We start from the raw sequence: 12,474 nt of genomic DNA on the forward strand, positions 1-12,474 counted from the left end.
GCGGTCCGTTAACGCGATGAAAAGATCGCGATGCGATAAGCAGGATAGTTCGACAACTCAGCCGCGTTGAGGCGATCCATGGCATCCGTCGCGAATGAAATGCTCGCAGCGCCGGACGGCCTCCGCGTTCGCCTGAAGCGGCTGGCGCCTCTCCTCACCCTCGTCGCAGTTCTGCTGCTGCTGCCCCTCGCCCTTGTGACCACCATCCCCCAGCTGATGGGCGCGATGATGTGGGATCTCTACATCTATCTCGACGTGACCAACCGGATAGCCGGCGGGCAGATGCCCTCCGTCGATTTCTTCGCGCCGGTCGGCGCCCTCGGCTACTATCTCTTCGCCGGCCTGAACCGTGTCTTTCCGCAGGGACACCCCCTGCTCGTCTCCGCCTGGTCGCTTCTCGTCGTCACCGCGCCCCTGATGGCCGTGGTGCTTCTGGACGTTCAACGCCGCTCGACCGCGCTCGCCTTTGCCCTGCTGGTCCCATTCCTTCTCTACGCCCTCTTGCCCTTCAACATCGGCAACTTTTACCCCTACCCCGGCGCCGAGGGCTTCGGCATCTACAACCGACAGGTCTGCCAGCTTCTCTACGTTTTGTCGGCAGGCCTGGTGTTCGTTTCGAACGGCCGAAAACTCTGTGGCCTTGTGGCAGTCGCCATGCTTGCCCTGTTTTTCACGAAGATCACCGGCATCATCGCCGGTGCGCTCATGTGCACGATGGCACTCCTTGCGGGGCGGCTCCGCCTGACGTCTGCCCTGATGGCCGCCGGCATCTTCGCCGCCGTGCTCATCCTTCTCGAAGGCGCAACCGGCATCGTGTCTGCCTATCTGGACGACATCCTCGCGCTCCTGCGTCTCAACGACGAAACGCTGCTGCCGCGCCTGCTGCGCGCCGCGTCGATGAACATCGGCATCTCGCTTGCAACCGCCGGCCTCTGCCTTGCGCTTCTCCTCGGCAATCTCCCCCTCGTCCGCGAAAGGCTGCAGGCTGTCGCGCGCCACCCTTCGACCAGGACGATCGCTGCCCTCCTCGATCTTCCCTTCGTATGGATTTCCGCCTTCCTCCTCGCCGGCCTGTTCTTCGAAAGCCAGAACACCGGCAGCCAGCCGCTGATCTTCCTTTTCCCGCTCGTCTTGTCGGTCGTTCTCGATCAGCACCGTGACCATGGAAACACGGTGCGCTCGGGCGTCGTTGCCGTGCTCGCGCTCGCCGTGGTCATCCCGCCAGCGCTTTTCGTCGTGCAGAAAGCGAGCCGCGCCATGGTCGGCATGCTGGGGACCGTGCCTCTCGAGCATCGGAACCTGCGCACGCTCGGCGCCTTCGCCATCCGGCCGGAGTTCGCGGCACGCGCCCGATTGATGGAGGCGATGTTCGTCGAGAACCGCAAGGCTTTCGATGCGCTGGCGGCCGCCGGCGAGCCGTTCTCCGTCCTCCTGTTCAGCGACTTCGACTTCCAGTGGGCCTGGCTTGAAAACGCCGACCGCGCGATCTCCGCCGTTCTGGCCCTGGAGGCCCGCGACGACGTTCGATTCGAGACGGTCATGTCGATCGATTTCGTCAACCCGTTCCCGTGGCTGATGGACCGACAGGCGCCGCGCGCCATCGCCGTGGGCGCCGACCCAACACGCGCCGTCCCGCCGCCGGGCGCTGCGGAAGAGGCTGCGATCCGCGCCGTGGATCTTGCCCTGATGCCGACATGTCCGGCCACGCCAACGCAGACGCGCCTCCTCGAACTCTACAGGCCGGCCCTAAGTCCGACGCACACGCAAATCGGCCTCACGCCCTGCTATGACGCCTTCATCCGCAACGAACTCGTTCGACCCGCCCGGCGCGCCGCGGAGTGACCGTCAGGATCGTTCCGCGCCCTTTGCGATTTCTCCTTAAATTGATTCCGATTTCGAAATTTATGCAGTAAGGAACGACACGGTTTGCCACGGGGCGAACGCGTGTTTTTTCGGTTGAGGTGCGCAGTCTAATGTTGGAAATGCTGAGGAGAGGCGCCCAGACCTGGGTCGTCAAAGGCCTGTTGATCATTCTCGTCGCCTCGTTCGCCGTGTGGGGCGTTTCGTCCACGATCGCACCGAGCGCCGCCACCTCGGTGGTGACGGTCGGCGACGTCAAGGTCTCTCCCGCCGACTTCCGGCTCGCCTATGAGCGGCAGCTGGCCCAGCTCTCGCGCCAGTTCGGCACGCGCCTGTCGCGCGATCAGGCCCGCGCCTTCGGCGTCGAAGCCCAGGTCTACTCGCAGCTCGTTGCGGGCGCGACGCTCGACCAGCTGTCGAGCGACATGAACCTCGGCCTGTCGCAGGATCGTCTGGCGACGCTGATCAGCCAGGATCCTGCGTTCCGCGCCGTCAACGGCCAGTTCGATCGCACCATCTTTTCCAGCGTGCTCCGCAATGCCGGGCTTCGCGAGGTCGACTACATCACGAACCGCAGCCAGGTCGCCGTGCGGTCGCAGGTGGTCGAGGCTCTTTCGGATGGCTTCAAGGCCCCGTCCGTTCTCACAGATGCGCTCAAGACCTACCAGAACGAGACCCGCTCGATCGATTACCTCCTGCTCTCCAACGCCAATGTCGACCCGATCAAGGCCCCGGCCGACGACGTGCTGGCGCCCTGGTTCGAAGAGCACAAGGCCGAGTACCGCGCACCCGAAATGCGGAAGATCTCCTACGTCAAGCTGGAACCGTCTGACATCGCCAATCCGGCCGCCGTCACCGACGAGGAACTGCGCGCCGACTACGAGAAGCGCAAGGCAAGCTTCAGCACGCCGGAAACGCGCACCGTCGAGCAGCTGACCTTCGCCAGCCGCGCGGATGCCGATGCCGCGGCGGCAAAGCTCGGTTCCGGCACGACCTTCGATACGCTGGTGTCCGAACAGGGCAAGACATCCGGCGACGTCCTCCTCGGCGATTTCACGCGCGAGCGGATGCCGGATGGAAAGCTGGGCGATGCCGCCTTTGCCGTGGCCACGGATGGCGGCACGACGCCGGTTGTCGATGGCGCCTTCGGTCCGGTTATCCTGCGCGTCACAAATCTCCGCCCGGCCGTCACCCGGTCGTTCGACGAGGTCAAGGAAGAGCTCCGCCAGGAGGTGGCGCTGGCCAATGCGAGCAACGAGATCACCGCCATTCACGACAAGTTCGAGGATGCCCGCGTTTCCGGCGCGACGCTTCAGGATGCCGCCACGGAAAGCAATCTGAAAGCCGTCTCCATTCCCGCCGTCGACGCGCGCGGCAACGACGCACAAGGCGAGAAGATCGCCGATCTGCCGCAGCCGCAGGAATTGCTGGCCGAGGTGTTCAAGACGGATCCCGGCGCCGATGCCCTGCCGATCAACCTCGGCCGGGATGGGTATGTCTGGTTCGAAGTCGACGATGTGATGCCGGCACGGGACCGGACGCTGGACGAATCGCGCGAGAAGGTCGTGGCCGACTGGACAGCCGAGCAGCAGCGTGCCGAACTGGCAAAGCGCGCAGCCGAACTGAAGGCGCGTGTCGAGAAGGGGGAAACCCTGCAGACCATCGCGACGGAACTCGGCATCGCCGTGGAGACCAAGACGGGCCTGCGGCGCACCGCACAGGATGCCGCCCTGTCGCCGGCTGCCGTCACCGCAGCCTTTGGTGGCCCCAACGGCCTTGTGGCAAACGCCGCCGGCACGGATGGCGAAGGCCAGATCCTGCTCAAGGTCACGAGCGTCGAGAACAGCACAGGCGATGCGCTGGACCAGGACAACCGTCAGGTGGATGCCATCGCCCAGGCAAGCGGTGACGATATCCTCGACCAGATGGTCACCGAGCTGCAGACCCGCTACGGCGTTTCGATCAACCAGCAGCTGGCGGAAGCGTCGCTGGCGCAGCGGTAGGCGGGCACGGATGGCGGATCTCAAACCCTTCATCGCCAAGGTGGCGCTCGGTCAGGCGCTTGACCGGGACGACGCGCGCGCCGCCTTCGAAATCATCATGTCCGGCGCGGCAACACCCTCGCAGATCGGCGGCTTCCTGATGGCGCTCCGTGTGCGCGGAGAAACGGTCGATGAGATCGTCGGTGCGGTCGGCGCCATGCGCGCCCGGATGCTGACCGTGGATGCACCGGCGGATGCGATCGACATCGTCGGCACCGGCGGAGACGGCGCCGGGACCTACAATATCTCGACCCTTGCCGCTCTGATCGTGGCGGGTGCCGGCGTTCCCGTCGCCAAGCACGGCAACCGCGCGCTGAGCTCCAAATCCGGAACGGCCGATGCGCTGTCCTGTCTCGGCGTCAAGCTGGATATCGCGCCCGACGTGATCGCTCGTTGCATCCGCGATGCCGGCGTGGGGTTCATGTTCGCGCAGCAGCACCATTCGGCCATGCGCCATGTCGGCCCCACCCGGGTCGAACTCGGCACCCGCACGATCTTCAACCTGCTCGGCCCGCTCTCCAATCCCGCCAGCGTCGGACGGCAGCTCGTCGGCGTCTTCTCGCCGCATTGGGTGGTGCCCGTGGCCGAGGTGCTGCGCGATCTCGGATCCGTCAGTGTCTGGGTGGTCCATGGCGAAGGTCTGGACGAAATCACCACGACCGGCACGACCCATGTTGCGGCAATCGAGAACGGTACGATTCGCACCTTCGACCTCACCCCCGCCGATTTCGGTCTCCCGACCGTCGATCTTGCCGCTCTCAAGGGCGGCGACGGCGCGCACAATGCAAAGGCGCTGTCCGGCGTCCTCGCCGGCGATGTCACGCCCTATCGCGACATCTCGCTTGCCAATGCCGCTGCCGCGCTGGTCATCTCCGGTCGTGCCGGATCGTTGACCGAAGGGATGGCGATGGCGCGGGAAGCGCTCGAGACTGGCGCGGCACGGGCGGCGCTCGAGGCGCTCGTGCGCGTCTCCAACACGGTGGAGACCTGACATGAGCGACATTCTGCACCGCATCGAAGTCTACAAGCGTGAGGAAATCGCCGCCGCAAAGGCACGCGTCCCGCTCGACGACCTCAAAGCCCTGATCTCCGGCCAGGAAGCCCCGCGTGGCTTCCTCAAGGCGCTCGAGGCGAAGCGGGCCGCCGGCCGGTTCGGTCTGATCGCCGAGATCAAGAAGGCCAGCCCCAGCAAGGGCCTGATCCGGCCCGATTTCGATCCGCCCGCGCTTGCAAAGGCCTATGAGGACGGCGGGGCTGCCTGTCTGTCGGTTCTGACGGACGGTCCGAGCTTTCAGGGCGCACCCGACTTTCTCACCGCCGCGCGCGCCGCCTGCGCCCTGCCGGCACTCCGCAAGGATTTCATGTTCGAGACCTATCAGGTGCATGAGGCCCGCGCCTGGGGTGCCGACTGCATCCTCCTCATCATGGCGTCGCTCACCGATGACGACGCGCAACGTCTGGAGGACTGCGCGTTCGACCTCGGCATGGATGTGCTCGTCGAAGTGCATGACGAACCGGAGATGGAGCGCGCCCTGCGGCTGTCGTCGCCCCTCCTCGGCATCAACAACCGCAACCTGAAGACCTTTGACGTAGACCTTGCAGTCTCCGAGCGGCTTGCGCCCATGGTACCGGACGACCGGCATCTCGTCGGCGAGAGCGGCATCTTCACCCCGCTCGATTGCGCGCGGCTGAAGGCGGTGGGAATCGGCACGTTCCTCGTGGGCGAGAGCCTCATGCGGCAGGACGACGTGGCCGCGGCCACACGGCGCCTGCTGTCCGAGGCGACACGGCAGGCAGCCGAGTGATGTCCGGAACGCCGCTCACTCATCTCGGCGAAACCGGCGAGGCCAGCATGGTCGATGTCGGCGACAAGAGCGAGACCGTCCGCATCGCCGTGGCCGAAGGCTATGTCCGCATGCAGCCGGAGACGCTGCGCATCATCCTGGCCGGCGACGCCAAGAAAGGCGACGTCATCGGGACGGCGCGGCTGGCCGGCATCATGGCGGCCAAGCAGACGGCAAATCTCATTCCGCTTTGCCATCCGCTGATGCTCAGCAAGGTCTCCGTCGACATCCGTCCCGACGAAACCCTGCCCGGCCTGCGCGTCGAAACGCTGGCCAAGCTCAACGGCCGCACCGGCGTGGAGATGGAAGCGCTGACGGCGGCAAGCATCGCCTGCCTGACGATCTACGACATGGCGAAAGCCGTCGATCGCGAGATGGAGATCGGCGGTATCCAGCTTTTGAAGAAATCCGGCGGACGTTCCGGTGATTATATCCGTGGTCGCGACGAGACGGGCGCCGCATGAGCCTGCTTCCCGTCGAGACGGCGCTTCACCGCCTGCTGTCGGCCGCGCGCCCGGTGACCGGAACCGAGTGGGTCGCCATTGCAGACGCACAAGGGCGCGTGCTGGCGCAGGACGTCGCGTCCCGGATCACGCACCCCCCCTTCGATTCGTCCGCGATGGACGGATACGCGCTGCGCAGCGCCGACATCGCAGAGTTGGACACCCACCTGACCGTCATCGGGGAGTCCGCCGCCGGCAGCCGCTTTTCGGGGACCGTCCTTGAAGGACAGGCCGTGCGCATCTTTACCGGCGCACCTGTTCCCCAGGGCGCCGACACGGTTCTGATCCAGGAAGATGCGGAAAGGCTGGAGGGCAGCCGTATCCGGACCCGCTTCGTGCCGGCAAAGGGTCGCCATATCCGCCCGAAGGGGCAGGATTTCCACGAGGGCGACGTCGTGCTGCAGGCCGGCGAGCGCCTCGATTCCGGCCGCCTCACGGTTGCGGCGGGCATGAACCATGACAGGCTGCCCGTCTACCGGCGCGTGCGCGTTGCCATCCTCGCGACCGGAGATGAACTGCTGCCGCCGGGAAGCACGCCTGGTCCCGACCAGATCATCGCGTCGAACACGCTCGGCATTGCTGCCATCGCGCGTGAGAACGGCGCGGAGGTGATCGATCTCGGCATCGCACCGGACCGACGCTCGAGCATCGAGGAAAAGCTTGCGGCGGCGCGGAGCGGAGGTGCGGACGTTCTCGTGACGCTGGGTGGCGCCTCCGTCGGCGATCACGACCTCGTGCAGTCGACCCTCGTCGGCGCCGGCATGGAGCTCGACTTCTGGCGGATCGCGATGCGGCCCGGCAAGCCGCTGATGGTCGGCCGCCTTGGCGAGATGCAGGTGCTCGGCCTGCCCGGCAATCCGGTCTCCAGCCTCGTCTGCGGCTTCCTGTTTCTGGAGCCGCTGGTTCTTGCCCTCGGCCACCTGCCCGAACGAAACCGTCTCTCCACCGCGATCACCACGAAGGCGCTTTCAGCCAATGACAAGCGCCAGGATTATATCCGCGCGAAACTCGACCGTCTGCCGGACGGGCGCATGTCGGCCACCCCCTTCGAGCGACAGGATTCCTCGATGATGCAGATCTTTGCGCGCGCCGATGCCCTGATCGTCCGGCCGCCGGAGGCGCACGAGACCGAGGCGGGATCTGCCTGCACGGTGTTCATGCTCCGCGACGTCCCCCTTCTCTAAAATGCGTTGCGTGAAAAAGGATTCACGCAACGCGCTTTAAGGTCGTGTTGTGATGCATGTCGTTTCCCGAAGCCGCTGCACACGTTCGGGCGACATGCATGAGCGATCGTGGTTCCCCGCCCTGCCGGATCTTTTCAAATCGCGTGTCCGCCCTATGTCCGGCGTCGGTAAGTATCGGTAACGAAGGGGATATCAGCATGAACCGAAACGGACTTTACGCCCTTCTGGGCGCCTTGGTCGTCCTTGTCATCGTCATGGGCGTCTACATCTACGACCGGGAAAAGGAACCTGAGGGCGTCGAACTGAAGATCGGCGAAAGCGGCATCTCGGTTCAGGAAAAGTGAATTCTCTCCAGCGTGGCGCAAGACTTACGCGTTAACACTGTATTTACTGTTCCAGCAGATACTCAGTGTCAGGTGATCTGACTACGGATGAACTAGCAGGTTACAAGAACTCTGAGAACGAAAGGTCGGGCACGCCCCGACCTTTTTGTTGTTTGGCACTCGCGTTTGGCGGACGGGGCGACCATGCCGGGCCCGACCTCGGCCCTCACCGTTCGGGCGGGGCAACGTCCAGTTTCGACACGAGGATCTTGTCGATACGCCGACTGTCCATGTCGACCACTTCAAACCGGTAGCCGAACGCTTCTGCGACATCGCCCTCCTCCGGAGATTTTCGCAGTTCCTGAACAAGAAACCCGGCGATCGTCTCATAGCTTCCATCCGAATCGATTTCATCAATGCCGATGGTGAGATGGATCTCGTCGATCGGCGTCCGGCCGTCCACAAGGTAGGATCCGTCATCGCGCTGGCGGATCAACGCATGTTCGATGTCGTCGTAATTCGAGGGCAGCACGCCGACGATCGCCTCGAGAATGTCGGCGATAGTGATGATGCCTTCAATGCTGCCGTACTCGTCGACGATCATGGCCATGTTGATGCGGGAAGACTTGAAGGCCTCCAGGGCCTTCAGGCAGGACGCCGTTTCCGGCAGCGCGTGGAGTTCCTTGACGAACACCCTGATGTCGAAAGCGCCGCGTCCGCCGACGTTCAGGACCTCCTTCACGAGCACGGCGCCGAGGATCTCGCCCGTCGCTGTGTCCATGACCGGATAGCGGGAGTGCGACGTCTGCTCGATCTTCGCGCGCACCGCTTCCAGCGTGTCGTTGGCATCGATGAAGCTCACCTCGGTCCGGTGGGTCATGATCGATTTGACGTTGCGATCTCCAAGCCGGATGATCCGGCGGAGCATCTCATGCTCGGATTTCTCGATCGCGCCGCTTTCGACGCCCTCGGCCATGATCGCCTGGACCTCTTCTTCCGTCACCGCGTCCTTGTTGCTGCTGACGCCGAAGACGCGCATGAAGACCTTTGCCGAGCCTTCGAACAGATAGACAACGGGTGAGACCACCTTGGAGAGGACCGACATCGGCCGCGCCACGAACATGGCGATGCCCTCGGAATTGCGCAGCGCCAGCTGTTTGGGAATAAGCTCGCCGATGACGACCGAGAGATAGGTGATGAGCGTGACGACCACCGCCACCGAGACGGTGCTGCCGTAGGGATTGATCCAGCTGATGTCGTTGAGGACCGGTGCGAGCTTGTCGGCGATCGTTGCGCCACCGTAGGCACCGGCGAGCGTTCCCACGAGCGTGATGCCGACCTGGACGGTGGATAGGAACTTGCCCGGGTCTTCCGCCAGATTGAGCGCCATCTCCGCCCGAACGTTTCCTTGCCGGGCCATTTGCCGCAGGAGCGGACGGCTGACCGACACGAGCGCCATTTCCGACATGGCAAAGAAGGCGTTGATCAGGAGAAGGACGAAAATAACCAGCAGTTCGGACATGGATCCTCGAAAACCGATGCTCCACGCCCTGCAGGTTTGAGGGCGCGCGATTTCATCGTTTTCATGAAATAGGCGGAACCGCGCAATGCAGCAAGGCGAGATCGGCCAAGTTTCACCATTCTTGCAGGAACGGGCCGTGGATTGTCAGCCGGCGACCGTCTGCGGCACGTCGTCCATGGCCACGCGAACCCGTGCGCGACCTACCCGGATCACCACTTCCATGGCCGCTCTTGCCCCGGCCTCGTCTCTTCGGCTGATCTGCTCGACGATGCGGATGTGGTTGCGCGAGACATCTTCGATCCCCTCGCGATCTGCGGCCGGCGAACTCAGCTTGAAGATGCCGACAAGCGCCGCCTCGATCAGGCTGCCGACGCTGCGCATGAAAGGATTGGCCGAAGCCTCGGCCACGGCGAGATGAAAGCGAAGGTCGGCAACGGCCAGCGATTCGGGCGTATGCGCCGGATCGCCCATGGCGACCGCGAGCCGCATCATGTGGCTGATCTCGGCTTCCGTCGCGTGGATCGCGGCCAGCGCCGCCGCATGCGGCTCGAAGGCCATGCGCACCTCGCTGATATGCGTCAGAAAATCCTCGTCGATCCCGTTGTGGAAATGCCAGGTCAGGATATCGCTGTCGAAGAGATTCCACTGGTTGCGCGCCGTGACCCGCGTGCCGATGCGCGCCCGCGGAACGATCAGGCCCTTGGCAGCCAGCGTCTTCATGGCCTCGCGAAGAACCGTTCGGGACACCTTGAAGCGCATCGCCAGATCCTGGTCGCCAGGCAGAATGGTGCCGACCGGAAATTCCCCCGAGATGATCGCGCGGCCGAGCACGTCGACCACCTGCGAATGGCTCGTGCGCGTATCGACGCCGGTTATCAGTGTCTCCAGCGGACCCTTTTTCATGCTTCCCCCTCGTCGGACTCGATACGCGTTCCATCGCCACGTTCCTCCCGGACGACGGAAAAATCATATCATATGACAATATCGGTGTCTTGGAGACAGGTAGAATTTTCGTTTCATTCTCAGGCAGAATGGAATTCAAAAGCAATGTCGGAAAAACGCTGCGCTTGTCAACACGGCGCTTAAAAACGCAGGGCCGTGTGACACGGCCCTGCGCTGATATGGTCGAATGGTGTCCTCGGCGGACGTGCCCTGCCCTTATTGCGGCAGTTTGTCGTCCACGCCTTCGACATAGAAGTTCAGGCCGAGCAGCGTTCCGTCGTCGGCGGTCTCGCCTTCCTTGAGCCAGACGCTTCCGTCCTGCTTCTTCAGCGGGCCTGAGAACGGCTTGAGCTCGCCCGATTCGATCTTCTTCTGCGTTGCCTCTGCCATCGCCTTCACATCGTCCGGCATGTTGGTGTAGGGCGCCATCGTCAGGATGCCGTCCTTCAGCCCGTCCCAGCTGGTCACGCTCGTCCACTTGCCATCGAGGAAGGCCTGCGTGCGCTTGATGTAATACGCACCCCAGGTGTCCTTGATCGCGGTCAGCTGCGTCTTCGGCCCGGCGGCAATCATGTCGGATGCCTGGCCGAACGCCTTGATGCCACGCTCGGCGGCAACCTGCATCGGAGCGGTCGTATCGGTGTGCTGGGTCAGCACATCGACGCCCTGGTCGATCAGCGCCTTGGCGGCATCGGCCTCTTTGCCCGGGTCGAACCAGGTGTTTGCCCAGACGACCTTGATCTTGAAGTCCGGGTTCACCGAACGCGCGCCGATCACGAAGGCGTCGATGCCCATGACCACTTCCGGGATCGGGAAGGAGGCAATGTAGCCGGCAACGCCCTTCTCGGAGATCTTGGCCGCAATCTGGCCCTGGATGTAGCGGCCTTCGTAGAAGCGGCTGTTATAGGTCGAGACATTCGGCGCCGTCTTGTAGCCGGTCGCATGCTCGTACATCACTTTCGGGAATTTGGCAGCAACCTTGGCGGTCGCATCCATGAAGCCGAACGAGGTGGTGAAGATCAGCCCGCAGCCGGAGCGGGACAGGCGCTCGATCGCGCGTTCCGCATCCGGGCCTTCCGGCACGTTTTCGAGGAACTGCGTTTCGATCTTGTCGCCGAGCGCCTTTTCGAGTTCCTGACGGCCGAGCTCGTGCGCCTGCGTCCAGCCGCCGTCCGACTTCGAACCGACATAGACGAAGCAGATCTTGGCCTTTTCCTGGGCGCTTGCCGACGCGGCAAACCCAATGGCCGCCGTCGTGGCGACGAGAGCGAGGATAAGTTTCTTCATTTTGGACCTCTCATGTTGTCGAACAGATATCTGCGGCCGATCGGGTCAGCGATCGGGCACGAAGGGCTTGCCGAGCGACGCCGGCGTATTGATCATCGTCATCCGGCGGTTCTGCGAGATGAGCACGAGGACGACGATCGTTGCAAGGTAGGGAAGAGCCGACAGCAGCTGCGACGGCACGTTGATGCCGTTGCTCTGCGCGTAGAGCTGGCTGATGGAGACGGCACCGAAGAGATAGCCGCCGGCCACGATCCGCCACGGACGCCAGGACGCGAAAACCACGAGCGCAAGCGCGATCCAGCCGCGCCCGGCGGACATGTTCTCAACCCACTGCGGCGTATAGACGAGCGACAATTGGGCGCCGGCGAGCCCGGCACAGCCCCCGCCGAACATGACGGCGAAATAACGGGTGCGGATGACGTTGATGCCGAGCGCGTGCGCCGAACTGTGATTGTCGCCGACCGAGCGCAGCTTCAGCCCGGCACGGCTGCGAAACAGGAACCAGTGGATGCCGGCGATCAGCGCGATCGAGAGGTAGAAGATCAAGTCCTGGCGAAACAGCACCCGGCCGAGAAACGGGATGTCGCTGAGAACGGGAAACACGATCTGCGGCAGCTTGATGCCCGACTGGCCCGCATAGGGCTCCCCGATCTGTCCCGAAAGGCCGAGGCCGAGAATGGTGAGCGCCAGACCGGTCGCGACCTGGTTGGCCACGAGCGTCAGGGTCAGGAACCCGAAGAGCAGCGAGAACAGCGTGCCGGACAGCACGCCGGCGAGGATCCCGACATAGGGCGAGCCGGTCGCCTGGGTCGCGGCAAAGGCGCAGACGGCGCCCATGATCATCATGCCTTCGACGCCGAGGTTCAGCACGCCCGACCGCTCGGTCACGAGTTCGCCCGCAGCCGCAATCACGAGCGGCGTCGCCGCCGTGATCACCGTGAGGAGGATCGCCTCGATGATACCCATG

General features: G+C 64.0%; 11 protein-coding genes. 7 read left to right on the forward strand and 4 right to left on the reverse strand.

The annotated features are described in order from the left end of the window. The first annotated feature begins 78 nt into the window (after window positions 1-78). The 7 genes from ASG03_RS15095 (at window position 79) to ASG03_RS21835 (ending at window position 7,777) form a co-directional block, all read left to right on the forward strand. Window positions 79-1,842 carry a hypothetical protein gene (locus tag ASG03_RS15095; protein ID WP_062694292.1) on the forward strand — a complete coding sequence of 588 codons (1,764 nt, stop codon included), beginning with the start codon at window positions 79-81 and terminating at the stop codon, window positions 1,840-1,842. A 131-nt stretch (window positions 1,843-1,973) separates the two neighbouring features. Next, on the forward strand, window positions 1,974-3,863 hold the full coding sequence (locus ASG03_RS15100; RefSeq protein WP_062694294.1) for a peptidylprolyl isomerase: 1,890 nt from the start codon (window positions 1,974-1,976) through the stop codon (window positions 3,861-3,863). 10 nt (window positions 3,864-3,873) lie between these two features. Beyond that, window positions 3,874-4,893: an anthranilate phosphoribosyltransferase gene (gene trpD, locus ASG03_RS15105; protein WP_062694296.1), complete on the forward strand. Its 1,020-nt coding sequence runs from the start codon at window positions 3,874-3,876 to the stop codon at window positions 4,891-4,893. 1 nt (window position 4,894) lies between these two features. Next, the gene (trpC, locus tag ASG03_RS15110; protein WP_062694298.1) at window positions 4,895-5,707 is read left to right on the forward strand and encodes an indole-3-glycerol phosphate synthase TrpC; all 813 of its coding nucleotides are present in this window, start codon (window positions 4,895-4,897) and stop codon (window positions 5,705-5,707) included. Next, window positions 5,707-6,210, forward strand: a complete 504-nt coding sequence (gene moaC, locus ASG03_RS15115; protein WP_062473515.1) for a cyclic pyranopterin monophosphate synthase MoaC — start codon at window positions 5,707-5,709, stop codon at window positions 6,208-6,210. The genes trpC and moaC overlap by 1 nt, the downstream gene beginning before the upstream one ends. Beyond that, a complete protein-coding gene (locus ASG03_RS15120) occupies window positions 6,207-7,433 on the forward strand; it encodes a molybdopterin molybdotransferase MoeA (protein WP_062694300.1) in 1,227 nt (408 codons plus the stop codon). The genes moaC and ASG03_RS15120 overlap by 4 nt, the downstream gene beginning before the upstream one ends. 197 nt (window positions 7,434-7,630) lie before the next feature. Continuing rightward, on the forward strand, window positions 7,631-7,777 hold the full coding sequence (locus ASG03_RS21835) for a hypothetical protein (RefSeq protein ID WP_164490740.1): 147 nt from the start codon (window positions 7,631-7,633) through the stop codon (window positions 7,775-7,777). A gap of 205 nt (window positions 7,778-7,982) precedes the next feature. Here ASG03_RS21835 and ASG03_RS15125 read toward each other — a convergent pair whose 3' ends face one another. From ASG03_RS15125 to ASG03_RS15140, 4 genes are all read right to left on the reverse strand, one after another. Continuing rightward, a complete protein-coding gene (locus tag ASG03_RS15125; RefSeq protein WP_062473520.1) occupies window positions 7,983-9,278 on the reverse strand; it encodes a hemolysin family protein in 1,296 nt (431 codons plus the stop codon). Between the two features lie 144 nt (window positions 9,279-9,422). Next, on the reverse strand, window positions 9,423-10,181 hold the full coding sequence (locus ASG03_RS15130; protein ID WP_062473523.1) for a FadR/GntR family transcriptional regulator: 759 nt from the start codon (window positions 10,179-10,181) through the stop codon (window positions 9,423-9,425). Window positions 10,182-10,436: 255 nt separating this feature from the next. Beyond that, the gene (locus tag ASG03_RS15135) at window positions 10,437-11,507 is read right to left on the reverse strand and encodes a BMP family ABC transporter substrate-binding protein (protein ID WP_062694302.1); all 1,071 of its coding nucleotides are present in this window, start codon (window positions 11,505-11,507) and stop codon (window positions 10,437-10,439) included. Between the two features lie 45 nt (window positions 11,508-11,552). Further along, a complete protein-coding gene (locus ASG03_RS15140) occupies window positions 11,553-12,473 on the reverse strand; it encodes an ABC transporter permease (protein ID WP_062694304.1) in 921 nt (306 codons plus the stop codon). Between the last annotated feature and the right edge of the window lies 1 nt (window position 12,474).

It is taken from the genome of Rhizobium sp. Leaf341 (assembly GCF_001424325.1).
Lineage (GTDB): Bacteria > Pseudomonadota > Alphaproteobacteria > Rhizobiales > Rhizobiaceae > Ferranicluibacter.